A 22130-nucleotide genomic window follows, 5' to 3' on the forward strand; every position below is an offset into this window, starting at 1 on the left:
TTCGCGCAAAGGCCCGCCGACATGGAATTCGGTCACTTCCTGTCCGCCCTGACACCGTTCAATCTGGTTCTGGCGTTGTTCGGTGTCGTGGCGGGCACGGTCGTCGGCTCGATCCCGGGCCTTACCGCGACGATGGCGCTGGCCGTGCTGGTGCCGATCACGTTCAGCATGGATCCCGCCTCGGCGCTGATCCTCTTGGGCGCGATCTATACCGGCGCGATATACGGCGGGGCCTACGCGGCGATCCTGCTCAACACGCCCGGCACGCCCTCGGCCATCGCCACCACCTTCGACGGCTACCCGATGGCGAAACGCGGCGACGGCGACCTGGCGGTGGCACTCGCCTGCTTCGCCTCGGTCGTCGGCGGGCTGGTGGGGGCGTTCTCGCTCTTGCTGCTGGCGCCGCCCCTGTCGAAGGTGGCGCTGGCCTTCGGGCCGATCGAGTATTTCTGGCTGTCGATCTTCGGGCTGTCGCTGATCGCGTCGCTGTCCACCGGCAACCTGATGAAGGGTCTGGCGGGCGGCGCCTTCGGGATGCTGCTTTCCACCGTTGGCGTGGCCGAGGTCTCGGCCGATATCCGTCTGACCTTCGGCAGCCAGATGCTGGTCGGCGGTTTCGGCGTGATCGGGGCGCTGATCGGGCTTTACTGCATCCCGGTGCTGATCGACCTCGTCGCGACGCCCGACCGCCACCTCAAGATGGAAGAGGACGTGCGCTCGGTGCGCATCGGCGAGGCGTTCCGGATCGCCACGCGGTCCAAGTTCAACCTGATCCGGTCGTCCATCGTCGGCACGCTGATCGGCATCCTGCCCGGCGCGGGCGGCTCGGTCGCCGGGCTCGTTGCCTATTCCGAGGCAAAGCGCACCGCCAAGCCGCACCAGAAATTCGGTGAGGGCGAGCCGGACGGCATCCTCGCCACGGAATCCGCCAATAATGCCACCGTGGGCGGCGGTTTCATCCCGACGCTGGTGCTGGGCATTCCCGGCACGCCCCCCGATGCCATCGTGCTTGGTGCCCTGTTGGTGCAGGGCGTCCGCACCGGCCCCACGATGTTCAGCCAGAGCGGCTCGATCGTCTATACTTTCATCTACGGGCTGCTGATCGCCACGATCCTGATGCTGCCCGCGGGCCTGCTGATCGGGCGCTACGCCTACAAGTCGATCGTGAACATCCCAAAGGCCGTCCTCGTGCCGACGGTAGGGTTCATGACGATCATCGGCACCTTCTCGATCCGCAACAGCGTGACGGATGTGATCCTGATGCTGGGCCTCGGCGTCTTTGGCTGGGTCGTGGGGCGTTTCGGCTTTGCTGCCTCGCCCATCGTGCTGGGGCTGATCCTGGGCCCCATCGCCGAACAGGGCTTCGTGCAGGGCTGGACCATCGGCTCGGCCACGGGCAACCTCTTCGGCATGTTCTTCGGACGGCCCATCTCGCAGGGGATCATCGCGTTCACGCTGATCACCCTCATCCTGCCGCTTTACACGGCCAGGCGGCGCCGCAGGAAAGCACGGGAGCAGACCTGATGCCAGACCATCAGCGCCACCCGGAAGGCCATGTCGGATCGCTGGTGATTTCCGCGCTTTTCGTGCTCATGGGGATCATCGCGCTTTACGACACCATGGGCTATTCCGACCGCGACAGCCAGGTGTTCCCGCGTACCGTCGCGATCCTGATGATCCTGACGGCCGGGTTGTCCTTGGTCACCCGCTTTCTTCACCCGCGCGACAGCGGCGGCTTCGGCACCGGCACCTGGTGGCGCCGGATCCTGCTGATCGTCGCCATGTTCGCGGGGTGCCTTGCCATACCGCATATCGGTTTTCTCGCCAGCGGCGCGATTGCCTTCGGCGGTGGGCTCATCGCTGCGATGCATGACAGATGGACCCCGATGACCGCGCTGCTCTATGCCGGTAGTGGCGCGGCGGTCATGATCGCGTTCTTCGCTCTTTTCCGCTACGTTCTGCACGTCCCCCTGCCGTGAAAGGCGCCCCGAAGGTGTGAGCCCGGCCGGCAGGAACACATGCCTTAAGGGGCCGTCGCCGTTTGGAACGCCTTGGCACGCTTTTCCCCATGCCTTCGCCGACCAAGCATCAGCATGGCGGGCGTCACGATGAGGGTCAGCAGAGTAGCTATCACCAGACCGCCTGCGATCGCCGCGGAAAGCTCCGTCCAGTACTGGGTCGACGGTGCGCCGAAGATCATTTCGCGGCCGAGGAAATCGACGTTCAGGCCAAGAACCATCGGCAGCAACCCAAGGGCGGTGGTGATCGATGTCAGCAACACCGGACGAAGGCGCTGCGCTCCGGTCCGAAGTGCCGCATCACGTGCCGAAGCGCCGGAGCGGCGCAACTCGTTGAAGGTGTCGATCAGAACGATGTTGTTGTTCACCACGATGCCCGCCAGAGCGATCACGCCGACGCCGCCCATGACGATGCCGAAGGGTCGTCCGGTCACGATCAGTCCGAGCAGCACCCCGGCGACCGAGAAGACGATCGCGCTCATGACAACGAAGGCCTGGTAGAAATTGTTGAACTGAAGAACCAGGATCATGAACATCAGAACCACGGCGGCAACGAAAGCGCCGGCGAGGAACGTCATCGATTCCAGCTGGTCCTGCGCCTCGCCGGCGAAATCGACGGTGGCGCCCTGGGGAAGAACGTCGCCATCGAGCGCCGCGCGCAGGGCCGCGATCTGATCGTTCACCAGAACCCCAGGCGCGACATTCGCCTCGATCGTCGTGACGCGCGCCTCGTCGATCCGCCGGATCACGCCGACCCGCTCTACCGGCTCGAAGGACACGAAGTTTGAGATCGGGACCAGCCCGGCGGAGGTCGGCACCCTCAGGTTGCCCAACTCGCCCAAGGAACGGTCATCGTCGGGAAATCGAACCCGCACGTCCATCTCTCCGTCGACGTCGCTCGGGCGGTAGTCGGTCACCGTGATGCCCTGGGTCAGCAGCTGGATGGCCTGGCCCAGCAGGCCGACATCGGCACCGTAGCGCGCGGCCTGTACCCTGTCGACGTTGATCGCGACCTCGACACCCGGAAGCGGGCGCGTGTCCGTCACATCCACGAACCCGCCCAGATCCTCCATCGTGGCCAGGACGTTTTCAACGGCTTGGCTTTGCTCGGCGGGGCTTTCGGCCGATACCTGGAGGTTGATCGGCTTGCCACCGCTGGGACCGCCGCTTTCGGTTTCCACCTGAACGTCGATGCCCGCGATATCCGCAAGATCCCGGCGGAGTTCGGCGCCGATCTCGGCCGCTCTCGGCCGCTGGTCCCAGTCCAGGAGGTCGAGCTGGATGGTGCCGATGATGTCCTCGTCCCCCTGTCCGGACGTCAGAACCGAGCGGGAATAGATGCTTTCCACGCCCTCGGTGCCGACAAGACGCCGTTCGACCTGCCGGACGAGGTCGTCGCGCTCGTAGATGGACAGGTTGTCCCGGGCGCGGATCTGCACCTGCATGGCTTCCGGTTCGATGGACGGGAAAAAGCTGACGCCGCGCCCGACCTCTCCATACAGCGCGAAGGTCCCAAGCAGCAGCGAAATTGCAAGAACCACGGTGGCACCGGGGCGGCGGATGGCCTGCTCCAGAAGTCGGACATAGGCACCGGTGAGACCGCCCACCCGGCGCGGATCGCCGTGCTCGGCCTCGCGCAGGGCCGTCTTGGCGGCCGCGGTCCGGGGCTGTGCGCGTCCGATCACGCCTCCGACCACGGGAATGAAGACCAGTGCCATGAAAAGCGACGCGGAAAGCGTCAGGATGACCGTGATCGGAAGGTACTTCATGAACTGGCCGATCAGGCCGGTCCAGAAGAGGAGGGGAAAGAACACGCTCAGTGTGGTCGCGGTCGACGCGATGATCGGCCATGCCATGCGCTTGGCGGCAGCGGCGTAGGCTTGCGCTGGCGTGTCGCCCTCGTGAAGGCGCCGGTCCGCGAGCTCGACCGTGACGATCGCCCCGTCCACCAGCATCCCGACCACAAGGATCAGCGCGAAAAGCACCACGATGTTCATGGTCAGGCCCAGGGCCCAGATCGCGGCGACCCCGGCGAGGAACGCGCCCGGTATAGCAAGGCCGACCAGGATCGCCGACCGCAGGCCGAGGGCGAAGACGATGACCACCATGACGAGAAGCACCGCGGCCAGGACGTTGGATTCCAGGTCCGACAACAAGGTTTTCACCTCTTCCGACTGGTCCTGCAGATAGGTCACCCGGACGCTGTCGGGCCAGTCCCGGCTTAGCTGTTCGATCGTGGCGCGCACCTCGGCCACCGTGTCGATGACATTTGCGCCCGAGCGCTTGACGACCTCGAGCGACAAGGCCGGCTGGCCGTCGATCCGCGCGAACCCCGTCGGCTCTTCGAACGTCCGTCGAACGGTGGCCACGTCCGCGAAGGTCACCACGGTGTCATCCTCGACCTTGACGGGCATCTGGAGGATATCGTCCATGTCCTGGATGAGGCCCGGTACCTTCAAAACCACGCGCCCGCCGCCGGTGTCGATGGCTCCAGCCGCGATCAGCTGGTTGTTGCGCTGAAGCTGGTTCGTCAGGCTTTCCAGGTTCAGGTTGTATGTCTGAAAGACCGTGGGGTCGATCAGAACTTCCAGAAACTCCTCGCGCTCGCCCCCGATCTCGACTTCCAGAATGCCCGGAAGCGCCTCGATCTCGCGCCGCGCGTCTTCCGCCAGGTCGTTGAGCGTCCGTTCCGGCACGGGGCCCGACAGCGTCGCGGTGATGACCGGGAAGAGGGCGGTGTTGACCTCGGTCAGGTTCAGATCGCGTGCGTCCTCGGGCAGGTCGCTCTCGACGTTGTCGGCCGCTTCCCGCACCTTGCGCAGCGCTTCTTCGATGTCTCCGCCCGCCTGGAACTCGAGCTGGACGCTGGCAAACCCCTCCGCGGCCTCGCTCGACATCTTCTGAAGGCCCTCGATGGCCCCGAACTCGGCCTCCATCGGCTCGAGAAGGAGGCGCTCGGCGTCCGAGGGGCTGATCCCGTCAATCCCGGTCGAGACATAGACGAGCGGCAGCGGAACCTCCGGGTTCGCCTCCTTCGGGATCGCAATGTAGGAGATGGCGCCGAATGCCAGGATCATCCCGAAGGCCAGCAGGACAAAGCGCGTGCGCGAAAATGCGGCATCGATCAGGGCGTTCATCGGTTCGCCTCGTCATTGTCCGCGGCCGAGGCGGGCTGATCCTCCAGCGCCGCCTCGGATTGGGTGCGGACGGTCTCGCCGGCGCGCACGAAGCCCTGGCCCACCGTGATGATCTGCGCCGTCTCCGGCAGACCCGTCGCCCAGAGTCCGCCGATCTCGGCCTTGATGAGGTCGACCTCGTGAAAGCGCACGACATCGTCCTCGACCGTCTTGATCCCGGTGGTGCCCTCGGGGCTGAGCGAGACCACCGAGGCTTCGACGAAATGCGCCGTTTCCTCGCGGGTCGGAATGGTCACCTCTGCAGACACGCCGGGTCTGATGGCGCCATCGGGGTTGTCGATCCTGACCTCGGCCAGAAAGGTGCGGGTTTCGGGCGACGCGGCACTCGCGACAAACTCGACGACGCCCTCGCGGGTCTGCCCGGTGATGAAGCGGACCTGCGCGCTCTGGCCGACTTCGATCCTCTCCCGCGATTGCTGCGGGATCTGGATCGCCACCGTTATCGGGTCGCTGTCGACGATCCGCGCCACCGCGGCCCCCGCGGCGGCGTATTCACCGTCGTTAAGCAGCAGGTTCTCGATGCTGCCGTCGAAGGGCGCAACAACGGTGAAGTTCGAAAGCGTCTCCTGCGCCGAAGAGACCTGCGCCTCGGCCGCAGCCAGAGCGGCGCGCGCCTCGGCGACCCTGTCCACAGTGCCCGCCCCGCGGTCGAGCAGCGTGGTTGCGTTGTCCAGTTCGCGCCGAGCGCGGCTTTGCTCCTCCTGTGCCTGCGACAGAGCCGCTTCGGCGCGGCTGGCATCAAGCTGGGCGATGACCGCGCCGCGCTCCACCATCTGTCCCTTGCGCACGGGCAGCGCGACCACGGTCCCGGCCGTCTCCGTCACGATGTCGGTGTCGCGTTCGGGCAGGGCCTGCCCCTGTGCGCTGAAGCTGAGCTGCACGCTACCGGCGGTCGAATTGCGCACCACGACCGACGGGGGAGGCGGTGGCGCCACCGCGGTTTGTGCCGGTCCTGTCTCCTTCTCGGCGAAAAAACCGCTGCCCATCCACGCGATGATCGCGGCCAGGATCGCGCAGGCCATCCAGAACGATCTCGAGGCGCCGCGGTCGCGGCGCATGTCTTTTTGCTCGGTGGTTGGCGCAGCATCGGAATGTTCGGGCATGAGGGTGTTCCAGGCACAGGGTTGTCAGGACTTCGCCGGCGCGCTTATATACCGACAGTCGGTATGTAGTGGGAGAGCCGGGACGATGCAACCGGACGAGAAATCCGCGGCGCGACGTGAGCGAATGTCGGCAGACAAGCGTCAGGCCGCGATTCTGGATGCCGCCGCGCAGCTTCTGGCCAGGCAGGGGTGGGAAGAGGTCACGATCAACGACATCCTCGATGCCGCGGGCATTTCCAGGGGCGGCTTCTATCACCATTTCTCATCGAAGGATGATGTCCTCACGGCGCTGGTGCTCCGCTTCGCGGATGCGGCAAGCGCTGCCGCAAGATCGGGGATGAACAGGTCCGGGAAAGGATTCGTCGACCGCATCTCGATGTTTCTTCACGACGCCATTCAGTGGGAACTGGATCACAGCGACGAGATCATCGGCATCGTGAGCCTGGCCATGCGCCCCGGCAACGGACCGATCTTTCTGGGGTTGAGCCGGGAAACCGAGCGCCGAACGCTTCCGATTCTGAAAGAGATCCTTTCCGAAGGGATGGAGCGCCGCGCCTTCGACCTTGCGGATGTGGAACTGACCGCAGACCTCTTCCTCCGCGTGGCGCGCACGAGGTGGCTGAAGTTCATCGAACTGCAACAGGCAGCACGCGCGGGACGGCTTGCCGAGGCGCGGGGTAGACTGCACCAGCGAGTGCGGGCCGAGCGACAAACCTATGAAAGGCTCCTCGGCCTGCCTCCCGGCAGCATAGAGCTTCCGCCGGAAGACGCCTTCGAGAAGCTTCTGCGATAGAGACCCGGGCCACCGGCACTGGCATCCGTGGCCGGTGTTCCGATAAGCTGCGTATCGAACGCGGCAACGTGACAGCAAACCCGAACAAGGAAAATGCCTTTGAAAATCGTTGATATCCGTGAGGTGACCAAGCCGATCTCGTCGCCCATCCGCAACGCCTACATCGACTTCAGCAAGATGACGGCAAGTCTGGTGGCCGTCGTGACGGACGTGGTCAGGGACGGACGCCGGGTGGTCGGCTATGGCTTCAATTCCAATGGCCGTTACGGCCAGGGCGGTCTTATCCGCGAACGCTTCCGCGACCGCATTCTCGAGGCCGACCCCGCATCGCTTTTGAACGATGACGGCAGCAACCTGGACGCGCACAGGATCTGGGCGGCCATGATGCAGAACGAAAAGCCCGGCGGCCACGGCGAACGCTCGGTCGCGGTCGGCACCATCGACATGGCCGTCTGGGACGCCATCGCCAAGATCGAGGAAAAGCCCCTGTTCCGCCTGCTGGCCGACCGCAAGGGGCGCGAGGCAAACCCGCGCGTCTTCGTCTATGCTGCCGGGGGCTACTACTATCCGGGCAAGGACGACACTGCGCTCTGCAATGAGATGCGCGGCTATCTCGACCGCGGCTACAACGTCGTGAAGATGAAGATCGGCGGCGCATCCATCGACGAAGACCAGCGCCGGATCGAGGCGGTGCTGACCGAAATCGGCTCCGAGGCGCAGCTGGCGGTGGATGCCAACGGACGCTTCGATCTCGAGACCGCGATCGCCTATGCCAAGATGCTGCGGCAATACCCGCTCTTCTGGTTCGAGGAAATCGGTGATCCGCTGGACTATCAGCTTCAGGCCGCGATGGCCGAATTCTACCCCGGTCCCATGGCGACCGGTGAAAACCTGTTCTCGCATCAGGACGCGCGCAACCTGATCCGCCATGGCGGGATGCGGCCCGACCGGGACTGGCTGCAATTCGACTGTGCGCTGTCATACGGGCTTGTCGAATATCTGCGCACGCTCGATGTCCTTGATGAACTCGGCTGGTCCCCGTCGCGCTGCATCCCGCATGGCGGTCACCAGATGTCACTGAACATCGCCGCGGGGCTCGGTCTGGGCGGCAACGAAAGCTACCCGGATCTGTTCCAACCCTACGGCGGCTTCCCCGATGGCGGGCAGGTCGAGGAGGGGCACATCCTCATGCCCGACCTGCCGGGCATCGGCTTCGAGGGCAAATCCGACCTGATCGAAGTGATGCGCGCGCTGGCGGAATGAACAGCGTTGGCGGGGCAGGGGAAGACGGTGCCGGGGCCGGTTTCCGCTGCGGACGCATTGCCGGTCAGAGCGGGCTCTAGCAAGTTCGCGGTGCGGCATAGGTCCGATCCTGATCGCGTGGCATGGCAGTGACGGCTCGGACCGGGCATCGATTTGAAACGGCGATAGCAGCCTTGCGAAACCGTTGCAGTGGACCCCTCTCCGCTGTGCCTGCGCGCGCTTTCCGACGAAGGGCCGATCTGTGTCCAGCGGACCCTCACTGTGCATCGCACGCGTGAGCATCTCTCGCCTTGGGCAAAGGATACTCTGACAGGCGGGGCGGAACAGCGTCGGCGGATATGTGTGTTTCGGATATGTTATCTTGCGGAATGCACATGGTGACTGGCCCACGAGACGGTAACATGGTGGAAAATACTACGGGACCGATACGAGATTCTAACCTGAGGAGGAGGAAAGAATGCGTGGAATGATTGGGCGTCTGATGGCGTCATGTGCCTGTGTCACCGCCGCTGCGGCGGCGCAGGCCGAAGTTTCGGACGATGTCGTCCGGATCGGTGTGCTTACTGACATGAGCGGCATCTACAGCGATCTTGCCGGGGAGGGCGCGGTCGAGGCCGTGCGCATGGCAGCCGAGGATTTCGGCGGCGAAGTTCTTGGCGCGCCGATCGAGGTGATCTTCTCGGACCACCTCAACCAGGCCGACACCGCGGCCGCCAAGGCGCGCGAGTGGTTCGACGTCGAGGGCGTCGACATGATCAACGACCTGTCCAACTCCGGCGCGGCCCTGGCCGTGGCGGCGGTGGCCAAGGAGGCCGAGCGCCACATCATTGTGAACGGCGCCTCGAACATCGGCATCACCAATGACGTGTGTTCGCCCTACGCCATCCACTACGCCTATGACGCCTATTCCCTGGCCCATGGCACCGGCAAGGCCGTTGTCGAGGGCGGCGGGCTGACCTGGTTTTTCCTGACTGTCGATTTCGCTTTCGGCATCGGCCTGGAAGAGCAGGTGACCGAGGTGGTCGAGAACGCCGGCGGCGAGGTGCTGGGCTCGGCCCGTCACCCGCTCTCGGCCAGCGACTTCTCGTCCTACATGCTTCAGGCGCAGTCCTCGGGGGCCGAGATCATCGGCATCGCCTCGACGGGCGGTGACGCGGTCAACGCGATCAACGCCGCCGCCGAATTCGGCCTGACCCAGAACCAGACACTCGCCGCCCTGCTGTTGTGGCTCAACGATGTGCACTCCATCGGGCTGGAAGCGGCGCAGGGTCTGATGCTGACCAACGCCTGGTACTTTGACATGAACGAGGAATCGCGCGAGTTCGCACAACGATACTTCGACCGTGTCGGCTCGATGCCCAACATGAGCCAGGCCGCGAACTATTCGTCCACCATGCACTATCTGCGCGCGATCGAGAAGGCCGGCACCGACGAGTCAGGCGCCGTGTCCGAGGCGATGCGGTCCATGCCGATCAACGACTTCTTCGCCAAGGACGGCTACATCCGCGAAGACGGCCGGATGATGCACGACATGTACCTGTGGCAGGTCAAGACGCCGGACGAGGCCGAGGGCGAATGGGATTACCTCAAGGCAGTGTCCACCATCCCGGCCGAAGACGCGTTCCGCCCCCTGGACCAGAGCACGTGTTACCTTGTGACGGGTGACAACGGCTGATAGCTCTGGGCGATGCGGGGCCGACATTGCGCGGCCCCGCATCGCCCCACGTTCCTGCGAGACATCCATGACCGCCCCCACGACCGCCAACGTGCTGGAAGCCCAAGGGCTCACCAAGAGCTTCGGTGCCTTCAAGGCCGTGGACGGCGTCGATCTCGCGCTTCGCAGGGGGAGCATCCACGCCCTGATCGGCCCCAATGGCGCGGGCAAGACCACCTGCTTCAATCTTCTGACCAAGTTTCTGACGCCCAGTTCGGGCGCAATCCGGTTCAACGGTCGCGACATCACCTCGCTCGACCCTGGCTCCATCGCGCGTCTGGGTATGGTGCGGTCTTTCCAGATCTCGGCAGTCTTCAACAGCATGACGGCGCTCGAGAACGTTATGCTGGCATTGCAACGCCAACGCGGCGAATCCTACGACTTCTGGACCCGCAAATCCGCCCTTTGGGTAAATCGCGACACGGCGATGGAGCACCTCGACAGCGTCGGAATCCAGCACCTGGCCGAGGTCGCTGCCGGGGACCTGTCCTATGGCCATCGCCGGGCGCTGGAGATCGCCACGACCCTCGCGCTGGAACCCGAAGTGATCCTGCTGGACGAGCCGACCGCCGGCATGGGGATCGAGGACGTGGACCGTATCACACGGTTGATCCACGATGCCGCCCGGGGCCGCTCGGTCCTGATGGTCGAACACAATCTCGGCATCGTCTCCGAGATTTGCGACGAGGTCACCGTGCTGGCCCGGGGCCGGGTCCTGGCCCAAGGCGACTATGCCAGCGTCGCCGCGAACCAGGATGTGATCGAGGCTTACCTGGGGGGCACCCATGTCTGAAGCGCAGACAGAAACCACGACACGGACCGTTCTGGACATCTCGAACCTGCAGGCCTGGTACGGGCCCAGCCAGGCGCTGTATGACATCACTTTGGATGTCCGCGCCGGCGAACTGGTGACCATGCTCGGCCGCAACGGCGCGGGAAAAACCACGACCCTGCGCTCCGTTGTCGGCATGGTCTCCCGCCGGTCCGGTTCGATCGTCATCAACGGGACCGAGACCTCGGCGCTGCCGTCGCACCGGATCGCCCGCACCGGCGTCGCCTTCTGTCCCGAGGACCGGGGCATCTACGCCAGCCTCACCGCCGAGGAAAACCTCGTCCTGCCGGCCATCGTGGCCGAGGGCGGGATGAGCGTGCCCGAGATCCTGACGCTGTTCCCCGGTCTCAAGGACCGGATGAACAGCCCGGGCACCAAGCTGTCGGGCGGCGAACAGCAGATGCTCGCCATCGGGCGCATCCTGTTGACCGGCGCGCGCCTTCTGCTGCTGGACGAACCGACCGAGGGGCTGGCTCCCGTCGTGGTCCGGCAGATCGGCGCCGCCATCGCGGATCTCAAGGCGCGGGGCTATACCATCCTGATGGTGGAACAGAACGTGCGCTTCGCCTCCACCGTGGCGGACCGGCACTATGTCATAGACCGTGGCCACGTGGCAGAGACCTTCGACAACGCCACGCTCCTGGCCGACTTCGACCGGATCAGCGCGCAACTCAGCGCCTGAGCCGCTTCAGGCGCCCTTGGCCTCCGGCGGCTTTCGCCCGCGCTGAAACCGCGAGGGCCGGAAGCCGGTCATTCGCTTGAACGTATTCGAAAAGGCGAAGGGGTTCTGATATCCGACCTCGAAGGCCACGTCCTCCACTCGCCGGTCGGTCGTCGCAAGCACTTGCGCGGCCTGCTGCACCCGCAGGTAGGTCAATTGCTGCATCGGGCTGCGGCCCAGCCGGGTCTGGCACAGACGGCGCAGGTGCTCTCCGCTGATGCCGGCGATGGCGGCCAGTTGGTCAAGCGTCCAGGGGTGGCCCAGGTCCGCCGTGACTTCGGCCCACAGCCTGCTGAGCCGTTCCTCGTTGCGCAGCGGCTCGGTGTAGCGTTTCACGTAATGCTCGATCAGGTCGATCCAGAGGGCCGTCGCCGCGATATCGCCGCCGCTGTTCACCTCGTGGTACAGCCCCAGGATCGCATCCGACAGCGGCTTGGGATCCACCCGGCTGACCAGCGGCGTCATCCCCTCGATGGCTGACCGGGGGGACTGCGGCATGTAGCGGACCCAGCAATATTGCCACCGCTTGCCCTGTACCGCGTGAAAGGCGTGCAGCACGTGGGCCGGTGCGAGGGTCACCATCCCCGCGCGGTGCGGCCGCCAGCGACCGTCCAGCAGCATCCGCCCCTCGCCGCCCAGACAGGCGTGCAGGTATGCCCCGCTGAGGTTCGTGCGCACCACCCGGTAGGGCGGCGCGGCATCGCCCACTCCCACATGCGACAACAGCCGCCGGGCCAGCAGCGGACAGTCTTCGGCGCGGACGATACGCTGATGCGTGTCCTCGCCTACGATGTGGGTTTCGGATAGTTTATCGTGCATGGTGACCATTGTTTCGGCCTTTGGCGCGACAGTAAAGTGGGTAACAGTAAAAGTACGGCGCGCCGGGTCGCGCTGCCCAAGGGTGGCCGAGTGGGAGGGCCGATGATCGAGATTTTCGGGGTGCCGCTTGTCGCACTGACTGGGCAGATCATGCTCGGGATCGTCAACGGTGCCTTCTATGCTGTCCTGAGCCTCGGCCTCGCCATCATCTTCGGAATCGTGAAGGTCGTGAATTTCGCACACGGCGCGTTTTTCATGATGGGCGCGTTCCTGTCGTTCCTGCTGCTCGACACCTTGGGAATCGGCTATTGGGGCGCGATCTTCATCGTGCCGCTCATCGTGGGCGTTCTGGGCGTCGTCGCCGAAAGGCTCCTGCTGCGCCGCATCTACGGGCTCGATCCGATCTACGGCCTGCTTCTGACCTTCGGCATGGTGCTGGTGATCGAGGGCGGCTTCACGGTTGCCTTCGGCTCGTCCGGCCAGATCTATACCGCGCCCGACCAGTTGCGCGGCGCGGTGAATCTCGGTTTCATGTTCATGCCGATATACCGGCTGTTCGTGATCGGCGCGGCGGTGGCAATCTGCGTGGCGACATGGGTGGTGATCGAACGGACCTCCATGGGCGCAAAGCTGCGCGCGGCAACCGAACGGCCGCACCTGACGCAGGCCTTCGGGATCAACGTGCCGCTGCTGATGACCCTGACCTATGGCGCAGGCGTGGCGCTGGCCGCGCTCGCCGGGGTCCTGGCGGCACCGATCCAGAATGTCAGCCCGTCGATGGGCTCGGAACTGGTGATCATCGTCTTTGCGATCGTGGTGATCGGCGGGCTGGGCTCTGTCTCGGGCGCGGCGATCACCGGGCTGATGCTGGGCGTGATCGAGGGGCTGACCAAGGTGTTCTACTCCGAGGCCTCGACCATCATCGTCTTTCTCATCATGGCAATCGTCCTGCTGGTCCGGCCTGCCGGCCTCTTTGGCCGGGAGGAGGGCTGAGATGAGCCGCGCGCTTCTCCTGGTGCTGGGCGCAGGTCTTCTGCTGGCCCTGATCCTCGTGCCGTTCTATCCGCAGGTGATCTATCCTGTCTTCGTGATGCGGGTCCTGTGCCTGGCGCTCTTTGCCTGCGCATTCAATATCCTTCTGGGGCACACCGGCATCCTCTCCTTCGGCCACGCGGCGTTTTTCGGCAGCGCCGCCTACTTCTGCGGCTACATGCTCAAGGAACAGGGCCTTCCGCCGGAGATCGGCCTGCTGACCGGGGTCGCCAGCGCGGCGGTGATGGGCGCGATCTTCGGCGCGCTGGCGACGCGGCGATCGGGGATCTACCTGGCCATGATCACGCTTGCGCTGTCGCAACTGGTCTACTTCTTGTTCCTGCGACTGCCCTGGACCCATGCCGAGGATGGGATGCAGCAGATCCCGCGCGGGGTGCTTCTGGGCGTGCTCGACCTGCAAAACGATCTGACGCTCTACTTCGTGGTGATGGTTCTGACGCTGGTCGGGCTGGCCCTTGTCCACCGTATCGTGCACTCGCCCTTCGGCGAGGTGCTGCGCGCGATCCGCGAACACGAACCACGGGCGAAATCGCTCGGCTTTCCGGTCGCGCGGTACAAGATCCTCGCCTTCACTCTCTCGGCCGCGCTGGCGGGTCTGGCCGGGTCTCTCAAGGCGATCATCTATCAGGTCGCCTCGCTGCGCGACGTGCACTGGAGCATGTCCGGCGACGTGATCCTGATGACGCTGCTGGGCGGCATGAACTCGGTTCTCGGTCCGGCGCTCGGCGCGGCGCTCATCTCCTCGCTCTACCATTATTTCGACGCGCTGGGGGGATGGGTCACCATCATGGTCGGGGGGATCTTCATCGGCTGCGTCCTGCTGTTCCGCAGGGGGATCGTGGGCGAACTCCACGCGCTGCTCTCCGAGCGCCGCGACGCCAAGGCTTCACATGACGAAAAGGAAAACGAGAATGCCACGAATTGACCGCTCCAAGATCCTGGAGCGCCTGAACAGGCAGATCGCGGACGGGGTGCCCATCGTGGGCGGCGGCGCGGGCACAGGCATTTCGGCCAAAAGCGAAGAGGCCGGCGGGATCGACCTGATCATCGTCTACAATTCCGGCCGCTACCGCATGGCGGGCCGGGCCTCTTCTGCGGGGCTGCTGGCCTACGGCAACGCCAACGAGATCGTCAAGGAAATGGCGCTCGAGGTGCTGCCCGTCTGCAAGACGACACCGGTGATCGCGGGAGTCAACGGCACCGATCCCTTCGTCATCATGCCCAAGTTCCTGCGCGAACTGAAGGAACTGGGCTTTTCCGGCGTACAGAACTTTCCGACCGTCGGCATCATCGACGGCACCTTCCGTGTCAGCCTGGAGGAGACGGGCATCAACTACGCCTCCGAGGTGGACATGGTCCGTCAAGCGCGCGAGATCGACCTGCTGACGACACCCTACGTCTTCGATCCGGATCAGGCGACCGACATGGCCAAGGCCGGCGCCGACATCATCGTGCCGCACATGGGCGTGACCACCGGCGGTACGATCGGGGCCACGACCTCGAAATCGCTCGAGGACTCGGTGCGCCTGATCGACGAATGCGCCGAGGCCGCCAGAAAGGTCCGCAAGGAAATCATCATCATCGCCCATGGCGGCCCGATCGCCACCCCCGATGACGTGTCCTTCGTTCTCGAGCATAGTGAACATTGCAACGGCTTTTATGGCGCGTCCAGCGTCGAGCGTTTGCCGGTCGAGACCGCGATCAAGTCGAATATCGAGGCGTTCAAGGCGCTGAAACTGAAATAGGTCATCAAGGGAGGAGACCATGGCGAGAGTTTACATCAGCGCCGTCATCGACGCGCCGATCGAAAAGGCATGGGCCGTGCTGCGCGATTTCAACGCGCTGCCGCGCTATCACCGCTTCTTCAGCAAAAGCGAAATCGAGGACGGTCTGCCGTCCGACAAGATTGGTTGCGTGCGCAACTTTTACACCCATGACGGCGGCCATATCCGCGAGCAGCTGCTGACCCTGTCCGACCGCGAATACCGTTGCTGCTATTGCATCCTCGAGGCCACGCTGCCGGTACGCAACTACGTCTCGGAAATGACCCTGAAACCGATCACCGAGGGCGGCCGGACCTTCGGCGAATGGTGGGCCGAATACGAGGTGGACGAGGCCGACGCGGCCGAGGTGCACCAGACCGTTTCCGACACGTTCCGCTTTGCCTTCGAGGGCACCGAGGACGTGATCCACGGGCGCGAGGTCCGGCGGTGACAGCCGCCCGCGTCTACGTCGTCGGCACCTTCGACACCAAGGCCGAGGAGTTGGCCTATGTCGCCGGAATTATCCGCGAAACGGGCATGGCCGTCACGACCGTCGATGTCGGTACCACGGCCACCCCCGCCGCTGCCGATATTCCCGCCGCCGACGTTGCCGCGCACCATCCCGATGGCGCTTCGCGCATCTTCGAGGCCGGGGACCGGGGCAGGGCGGTCATCGCCATGTCCGAGGCGCTGACCCGCTTCGTGGCGACCCGCCCCGATATCGCCGGCATCATCGGGCTGGGCGGCTCGGGCGGCACCTCGCTCATCACACCGGCGATGCGCGCGCTGCCTCTGGGACTGCCCAAGCTGATGGTGTCGACTGTCGCTTCCGGTGACACATCCGGCTATGTCGGCGTCTCGGACCTGACGATGATGTTCCCGGTGACCGATATCGCCGGGCTGAACACGGTCTCGCGGCGCATTCTGGCAAACGCGGCGCAGGCCATCGCCGGCATGGCCGCAGGCAACCACGCCGACACGACCGGCGACACGCGTCCTGCGCTCGCCTTGTCAATGTTCGGCGTGACGACGAAAGCCGTCCAGCAGCTTCGCGCACGGCTGGATAACGAGTTCGACTGCATCGTGTTTCATGCCAACGGCGCGGGCGGCCGGGCACTGGAGGCCATCGGCGACAGTGGCATGGTCACGGCCATCGTCGATGTCACCACCACCGAGGTCGCGGATCACCTGATGGGCGGCATATGCTCGGCGGGACCCGAGCGCTTTGACGTGCTGGCGCGGACCGGCATTCCGTGGATCGGGTCCTGCGGCGCGCTCGACATGGTGAACTTCGGCCCGCGCGAGACGGTGCCGGACCGGTATGAAGACCGGCAGTTCTTTGTCCACAATGCCAACATTACCCTCATGCGGACGACCCCGGACGAGAACGCGGAAATGGCGCGGTGGCTGGCGGCCAAGCTGAACGCCTCGCCCGGGCCGGTGGATCTCGTGCTGCCGCTGGGCGGTGTTTCCGCGCTCGACGCACCGGGCGAGGCCTTCTGGAATCCGCAGGCGGACGAAGCCCTGTTCGAGACGCTGGAGGCGGCGTTCGACGTGTCGGAGACCCATGAACTCCACCGGCTCGACGCCCATATCAACGACGCGGTCTTCGCCGATTTCGTCGAGTGTCTCGTACGCGATCGCCGGAACCGCTGATCTCTGTAGGACGCTCACATAAGATTCTTCGCGCGGGGCACTGCCGGGCCCGGCCGCAGACAGGTCAGATCAATGCGTCGATCATGGCGCGGGTCGATGCGAGACAGTCCGCAGGCGTCATCCGGTTGGGCTGAAGATGCAGGTTCTGCCAGAAGCCGTCGGTCAGCGTGTCGATCCATTGCGCCACGTGATTGACCTCTTCCTCCCGCGCATCGGTCATCAACTCACCGCAGACTTCGCGTATCGCGGCAACCCTGTCGCGGTCGAACTCGCGGCAGATCTCGGCATATTGCGGCACAAAGGTCTGTTCGCCCCAGAAGGCGAACCACAGCGAGAGCGATTCCGGGGAACAGACATCGGGTGAGAAATCCGCCGCGATCAGCGCCATCAGGCGGTCCCTGGGGTCAGGGCCCGCACGCTCGAGCGCGGCGCGCCATGTATCGTCGTAAAACTCGTAATGCGCGCGCAGGGTTTCGACCAGCAAGCCGTTCTTGGACTTGAAGTAAAACACTGCCACGCCCTGCGACAGGCCGGCCTCTGCCGCGACGGTGGCAAGTGTCGTCCTGGCCAGCCCGTGCTCGATGATCGAGCGGCGCGTCGCCTCCAGCAATTGCCGCCGGCGCTTGTCCGCGTTCGCCTTGCGCTCCTTGCGTGGCTTGGCCGAGCTTTTGGTCGTTTCTTCAGTCAAATCCCATTCCTCCGCAGGGTGCTGCCGTTTTTTCCATACCAGCACCACATTGTCATTCTAATTGTTTTTGTTTGAGCGCTCAAAAAAACTTTACGAGAAATCGCCGCTTCGCTAAGACTCATTGCGAAGCTCAGGGAGACAGCGCATGACCGTGCAGACATACGACGCGATCATCGTCGGGGCGGGCCATAACGGGCTGACCACGGGGTGTTATCTTGCGAAGGCCGGCCTGAAGACGCTGATCGTGGAAAAGAACGACTGGATCGGCGGCGCGGCGGTCAGCCGCTCGCTGCATGAGGGCTGGACCTATTCCAACTGTTCCTATGTCTGTTCGCTGCTGCGGCGCGAGATCGTGCGCGACCTTGAGTTGCCGCGCTTCGGCTTGCAGGTGATCCCTTACGAGGGCGGGGCGACCTTTACCCGCGACAACGACTATTTCGCGTACATGTCGGATCACAATGCGCTGGAGCGTGAGATCGCGCGCCACAGCCCGCGCGATGTCGACGCCTATGCGCGGTTCTCGCAAACCGTGATGCGCCAGTGCCGGTTCATCCGGCCTTTCCTGCTGCGCAACGCGCCCGATCCCACTTCGCTGCATCCCCGCGACCTTGGCGAACTGGCGTTCCTGGTCAAGCAGGCGCACGGGCTGGGCGCCAGGGAACTGGGCGAGACGATCCGGTTCTGGACCATGTCCATCGGCGATTTCCTCGACGAACATTTCGAAAGCGACCTGATCAAGGCGCACCTAGCCGGCTCCGGCATCATCGGCACCGGGCTGGGCGTCTACTCGCCGGGCACGGCTTATGTCCTCTTGCATCACTACATGGGCGACGTGGACGGGGCGATCGGGGCCTGGGGCTTTGCCCGTGGCGGCATGGGGGCGATTTCCCGCGCGCTCGGGCTGGCGTTCGAGGAGGCGGGCGGCACGATCCGAACCGGCTCGGGCCTCGACAGTTTCCGCGTCAGGGACGGCAAGGTCATCGGCGTGGCGCTTGAGAATGGCGACACCTTCGATGCGCCTATCGTGGCATCGAACATGGACGTGAAACGCACCTTCCTGCACCATGTCGACCCGGGCGATGTGCCCGAGGATTTCACGAAAGCCGTAAAACGATTCAAGATCCGCGGCTCCTCGGCCAAGCTGAACATCGCGCTGGACCGAATGCCCGAGTTTCCCGCCGCCCCCGAGGGCGCGCCTTTCCTGCGCGGAGACCTGCATTGCTCGACCTCGCTGGCCGAGCTCGAGCGCGGATACGACGACTGGAAGGACGGGCGCTGGTCGGCCGAGCCCTATTTCGACATGCTGATCCCCAGCCAGATCGACCCGACGATGGCCCCGCCGGGCAAGCACATGATGACCGTCTTCGTGCAGTATGCCCCGTACGATTTAAAGGTCGACGGCGTGCGCTCGGGCCGGAACTGGAACGACACGACCCGCGCCGCGCTGGCGAACTGCGTCTATGACAAGATGGAACAGGCGATGCCGGACATCCGCCAGCGGATCGTGCACGCCGAGGTCCGCACGCCTCTGGATATCGAATCTGAGGTAGGCTTGACCGAGGGCAACATCTTTCAGGGCGAACTCACCTTCGACCAGCTGTTGTTCAACCGGCCCGTGCCGGGCTACTCGGATTATTCCACGCCGATCGAGGGCCTGTTCATTGTCGGCTCGTCCAGCCATCCGGGCGGCGGTGTCATGGCCGCCCCGGGAGCAAACGCCGCGCGCGAGATCCTGCGCCGGGCGGGCAAGGGGCGCGCAATGCCGAAGGTCGCGGCATGAGCGCCCGGTTCGACGTGATCGTGATCGGCGCGGGGCATAATGGCCTGACCGCGGCCACCGTGCTGGCGCGCAAGGGCAAGCGGGTCTGCGTGGTCGAGAAGGCCGCGCAGGCGGGCGGCATGGCACGTATGACAGACTATGGCGGCGGTGCGACTGGCCCCGAGATCGCGCATCTGCTCTACAACCTCAGCCCCGCGGTCGCGAAAGACACAGGCGTGGCCTTTGACGCGCAGCCGCTGCCGACGATCGCGCTGTCGCCCGACGGATTCCATGCGGAAATACGCGGCGGCACCTTGCGCCGCGCCGAGGGGACCCTGCATCCCGATTCCCCGGCCTTCGAGGCGCTGCACGCTCGGCTGGTGCGTTTTGCCGCGCTGCTGGGGCAGCTGTCCGACAAGCCACCGCCCACCATCGCCGAAGGTCTGGCCAGCATGGCGAGCCTGCGCGATCTCGGCGGGCTGGTGAAGCTGGGTCTGAACCTCAAGCGTCTGGGCCGCGACGACATGCGGGAGTTCCTACGGATCGTGCTGTCCAACGCCTATGACTTGCTGCTGGACGAGTTGCCCGACGGCCCCGTCGCCGGGGCGATGGCCGCCGACGCGGTGCGCGGTGCGTTCAGCGGTCCGCGGGCTCCGGGGTCCGTCTTTACCTTGATGTACCGGATGGGGCAGGGCGGCGACGCGGCCTGGCCCCTGGGCGGCTTCGGCGCGTTCGAGGGCGCGGCCACCGGCGCGGGCGCGACCCTGCGATGCGGCACCGGCGTGGCCTCCGTCGACGTCGAGGGCGACCGCGTTCAGGGCGTGACGCTGGAGGATGGCACGGTCTTGCAGGCCGGCGCGGTGCTGTCCAGCCTCGGGGCAGAGGCGACGATGCAACTGGCCGGACCCGCGCATTTCGACATCGAGGCCACCCGCCGCCTGCGCAACATGCGCACCAAGGGAACGGCGGCGAAGCTGAACCTTGTCCTGAGCGATGTGCCGGACATGCCGGGGCTGAGCGACGCGCAAAAGGCCGGGCGGCTGATCGTGGCACCTTCGGCGGCTCATGTCGAACGCGCCTTCGATCCGGTGAAATACGGCCGGGCCTCCGACGCGCCGCTGATCGAGGCGGTGATGCCGTCGCTGACCGACCCACCGCTCTGCGGCCAGGGTCGGCAGGTCCTGTCGGCCATCGTCAGCTACGTGCCCTTCGCCCCCGAGGGCGGATGGACCCCTGCCGCCCGCGACGACCTGACCGCCAGGGCAATCGACACGCTGGAGACCTACATGCCCGGCCTGTCCGGCCTGATCATCCACCAGACACTTCTGACGCCCGACGACATCGCGGCCGCCACGGGTGCGCCGGGGGGGCATTGGCACCATGGCGAGATCGGCATCGACCAGGTGCTGACCGTCCGGCCGGTGAACGGTCTGTCGCGCTATGCTTTCGGGATCGGGGGTACTATCTCTGCGGCGCCTCGGCCCATCCGGGCGGGGACGTCACCGGATCGCCCGGGCGCAACGCCGCGCGACGGCTGCTCGAAGACGGAATACCGGCATGACCCAAAGACCCGCCAGCACCGTGCCCATCGGCCTGATCCCCGGACCTTTCCATGACCGGCTCGACGCGCTCAGCCATGCGCGGGGATGGATGGATTGGGCCGGCTACATGTCGCCCTCCGTACTCGACACGGCCGAGTTCGAATATTTCGCGATCCGCAACCAGGCGACGCTGTTCGACATCTCGCCCATGCACAAGTACCGCGTCACCGGCCCGGAGGCGCCGGCGATGATCAACCGAGTCGTCACGCGCGATGTGCGGCGGATCGGCGACGGGCGGGTCGGCTACGCGCTGTGGTGCGACGAAGAGGGGATGCTGATCGACGACGGCACGCTCTTCCGCATCTCGGACACGGAGTTTCGCCTGTGCTGCCAGGAACGCATGTTCGGCTGGCTTCTCGACGCCGCCGACGGCTTCGACGTTGCGGTGACCGACGAAAGCGACACGGTCGCGGGCCTCTCGCTTCAGGGGCCCACATCCTTTTCCGTTCTGAAAGACGCCGGGCTCGACGTGGCCGACATGAAACCTTTCGACCTGCGCGAGGTGGAACCGGACCTCTGGATTTCACGCACCGGGTTCACCGGGGACCTGGGCTATGAACTCTGGATGCCGTGGGAGGCCGCGCTGGCGCTCTGGGACAGGCTGTGGGCCGCAGGCGGTCACCGGGGCCTGCGGGCCATCGGCTATGACGCCCTGCATATCGCACGGATCGAGGCCGGATTCTTGGCCGCGGGCATGGATTTCCAGCCGGTGCACGCCGCCTTGCGCCTGCACCGCGGCCGGACACCCTTCGAACTGGGCTTCGGGCGGATGGTGGATTTCGACAAGGGCCATTTCAACGGCCGCCGCGCGCTGCTGTCCCACCGCGACAACGGCGCGCGCACGCACCTGGTGAAGCTCGATATCGGCGGTTTCAAGCCCGCGCAGGACGCGCTGATCTACCACCGCAAGCGGCGCGAGGTCGGGCACGTGACCTCGGGCGTCTGGTCTCCCACGGCCAAGCGCAACATCGCCCTGGCAGAGTTGAAGGCCCCCTTCGGAGACAGCAAGACCAGCGATCTCTGGGCCGAGATCTATGTCAACGAGGAGGGGCGCTGGAACCGCCGCATGGTGCCCGTTACCGTTGAATCCAAACCGTTTTTCATCAATGACCGCGCCCGCGCGACACCGCCCGGGGCGTTTTGATGACCA

Annotated in this window: 19 protein-coding genes; 15 read left to right on the forward strand and 4 right to left on the reverse strand. The window is 65.2% G+C overall.

Translation table 11 applies throughout. From position 1 onward, the window contains the following. Nucleotides 1-21: 21 nt before the first annotated feature. Nucleotides 22-1524 carry a tripartite tricarboxylate transporter permease gene (locus ACSQ76_RS10125; RefSeq protein WP_437156476.1) on the forward strand — a complete coding sequence of 501 codons (1503 nt, stop codon included), beginning with the start codon at nucleotides 22-24 and terminating at the stop codon, nucleotides 1522-1524. Next, on the forward strand, nucleotides 1524-1979 hold the full coding sequence (locus ACSQ76_RS10130) for a tripartite tricarboxylate transporter TctB family protein (protein ID WP_437156477.1): 456 nt from the start codon (nucleotides 1524-1526) through the stop codon (nucleotides 1977-1979). Before ACSQ76_RS10125 ends, ACSQ76_RS10130 begins: the two co-directional genes overlap by 1 nt. Before the next feature lie 44 nt (nucleotides 1980-2023). Here ACSQ76_RS10130 and ACSQ76_RS10135 read toward each other — a convergent pair whose 3' ends face one another. Then, nucleotides 2024-5155 carry an efflux RND transporter permease subunit gene (locus tag ACSQ76_RS10135; RefSeq protein ID WP_437156478.1) on the reverse strand — a complete coding sequence of 1044 codons (3132 nt, stop codon included), beginning with the start codon at nucleotides 5153-5155 and terminating at the stop codon, nucleotides 2024-2026. Then, nucleotides 5152-6318, reverse strand: a complete 1167-nt coding sequence (locus tag ACSQ76_RS10140) for an efflux RND transporter periplasmic adaptor subunit (protein ID WP_437156479.1) — start codon at nucleotides 6316-6318, stop codon at nucleotides 5152-5154. Before ACSQ76_RS10140 ends, ACSQ76_RS10135 begins: the two co-directional genes overlap by 4 nt. Before the next feature lie 124 nt (nucleotides 6319-6442). On the opposite strand from ACSQ76_RS10140, the gene ACSQ76_RS10145 reads away from it, so the two are divergent. The 5 genes from ACSQ76_RS10145 (at nucleotide 6443) to ACSQ76_RS10165 (ending at nucleotide 11602) form a co-directional block, all read left to right on the forward strand. Further along, nucleotides 6443-7111: a TetR/AcrR family transcriptional regulator gene (locus ACSQ76_RS10145; RefSeq protein ID WP_437156480.1), complete on the forward strand. Its 669-nt coding sequence runs from the start codon at nucleotides 6443-6445 to the stop codon at nucleotides 7109-7111. Nucleotides 7112-7210: 99 nt separating this feature from the next. After that, nucleotides 7211-8374, forward strand: a complete 1164-nt coding sequence (locus ACSQ76_RS10150; protein ID WP_437156481.1) for a mandelate racemase/muconate lactonizing enzyme family protein — start codon at nucleotides 7211-7213, stop codon at nucleotides 8372-8374. Between the two features lie 457 nt (nucleotides 8375-8831). Beyond that, complete coding sequence (locus ACSQ76_RS10155; RefSeq protein WP_437156482.1) at nucleotides 8832-10049, forward strand: ABC transporter substrate-binding protein; 1218 nt, start codon at nucleotides 8832-8834, stop codon at nucleotides 10047-10049. Between the two features lie 67 nt (nucleotides 10050-10116). After that, nucleotides 10117-10881 carry an ABC transporter ATP-binding protein gene (locus ACSQ76_RS10160; RefSeq protein ID WP_437156483.1) on the forward strand — a complete coding sequence of 255 codons (765 nt, stop codon included), beginning with the start codon at nucleotides 10117-10119 and terminating at the stop codon, nucleotides 10879-10881. Then, complete coding sequence (locus tag ACSQ76_RS10165; RefSeq protein ID WP_437156484.1) at nucleotides 10874-11602, forward strand: ABC transporter ATP-binding protein; 729 nt, start codon at nucleotides 10874-10876, stop codon at nucleotides 11600-11602. The genes ACSQ76_RS10160 and ACSQ76_RS10165 overlap by 8 nt, the downstream gene beginning before the upstream one ends. Nucleotides 11603-11608: 6 nt before the next feature. Here ACSQ76_RS10165 and ACSQ76_RS10170 read toward each other — a convergent pair whose 3' ends face one another. Beyond that, nucleotides 11609-12460 carry an AraC family transcriptional regulator gene (locus ACSQ76_RS10170; RefSeq protein ID WP_437156485.1) on the reverse strand — a complete coding sequence of 284 codons (852 nt, stop codon included), beginning with the start codon at nucleotides 12458-12460 and terminating at the stop codon, nucleotides 11609-11611. 102 nt (nucleotides 12461-12562) lie between these two features. Between ACSQ76_RS10170 and ACSQ76_RS10175 the strand changes: the two genes are divergently transcribed. The 5 genes from ACSQ76_RS10175 to ACSQ76_RS10195 are packed head-to-tail and all read left to right on the forward strand — an operon-like array spanning nucleotide 12563 to nucleotide 16932. After that, nucleotides 12563-13453, forward strand: a complete 891-nt coding sequence (locus tag ACSQ76_RS10175) for a branched-chain amino acid ABC transporter permease (protein WP_437156486.1) — start codon at nucleotides 12563-12565, stop codon at nucleotides 13451-13453. A 1-nt stretch (nucleotide 13454) separates the two neighbouring features. Continuing rightward, nucleotides 13455-14438, forward strand: coding sequence for a branched-chain amino acid ABC transporter permease (locus ACSQ76_RS10180; protein WP_437156487.1), 984 nt, complete (start codon nucleotides 13455-13457; stop codon nucleotides 14436-14438). Next, nucleotides 14425-15258: a phosphoenolpyruvate hydrolase family protein gene (locus ACSQ76_RS10185; RefSeq protein WP_437156488.1), complete on the forward strand. Its 834-nt coding sequence runs from the start codon at nucleotides 14425-14427 to the stop codon at nucleotides 15256-15258. The genes ACSQ76_RS10180 and ACSQ76_RS10185 overlap by 14 nt, the downstream gene beginning before the upstream one ends. Nucleotides 15259-15277: 19 nt before the next feature. Further along, nucleotides 15278-15727, forward strand: a complete 450-nt coding sequence (locus ACSQ76_RS10190) for an SRPBCC family protein (RefSeq protein WP_437156489.1) — start codon at nucleotides 15278-15280, stop codon at nucleotides 15725-15727. After that, the gene (locus ACSQ76_RS10195) at nucleotides 15724-16932 is read left to right on the forward strand and encodes a Tm-1-like ATP-binding domain-containing protein (RefSeq protein WP_437156490.1); all 1209 of its coding nucleotides are present in this window, start codon (nucleotides 15724-15726) and stop codon (nucleotides 16930-16932) included. The genes ACSQ76_RS10190 and ACSQ76_RS10195 overlap by 4 nt, the downstream gene beginning before the upstream one ends. 64 nt (nucleotides 16933-16996) lie before the next feature. Here ACSQ76_RS10195 and ACSQ76_RS10200 read toward each other — a convergent pair whose 3' ends face one another. Next, nucleotides 16997-17620, reverse strand: coding sequence for a TetR family transcriptional regulator C-terminal domain-containing protein (locus ACSQ76_RS10200; RefSeq protein WP_437156491.1), 624 nt, complete (start codon nucleotides 17618-17620; stop codon nucleotides 16997-16999). A 145-nt stretch (nucleotides 17621-17765) separates the two neighbouring features. Here ACSQ76_RS10200 and ACSQ76_RS10205 point away from each other — a divergent pair, with 145 nt between their 5' ends. The 3 genes from ACSQ76_RS10205 to ACSQ76_RS10215 are packed head-to-tail and all read left to right on the forward strand — an operon-like array spanning nucleotide 17766 to nucleotide 22124. Beyond that, the gene (locus tag ACSQ76_RS10205) at nucleotides 17766-19400 is read left to right on the forward strand and encodes a phytoene desaturase family protein (RefSeq protein ID WP_437156492.1); all 1635 of its coding nucleotides are present in this window, start codon (nucleotides 17766-17768) and stop codon (nucleotides 19398-19400) included. Then, on the forward strand, nucleotides 19397-20995 hold the full coding sequence (locus ACSQ76_RS10210; protein ID WP_437156493.1) for a phytoene desaturase family protein: 1599 nt from the start codon (nucleotides 19397-19399) through the stop codon (nucleotides 20993-20995). The genes ACSQ76_RS10205 and ACSQ76_RS10210 overlap by 4 nt, the downstream gene beginning before the upstream one ends. Continuing rightward, complete coding sequence (locus ACSQ76_RS10215; RefSeq protein ID WP_437156494.1) at nucleotides 20937-22124, forward strand: aminomethyltransferase family protein; 1188 nt, start codon at nucleotides 20937-20939, stop codon at nucleotides 22122-22124. The genes ACSQ76_RS10210 and ACSQ76_RS10215 overlap by 59 nt, the downstream gene beginning before the upstream one ends. Nucleotides 22125-22130: the final 6 nt, after the last annotated feature.

Source organism: Roseovarius sp. B08 (assembly GCF_051417955.1).
GTDB lineage: Bacteria > Pseudomonadota > Alphaproteobacteria > Rhodobacterales > Rhodobacteraceae > Roseovarius.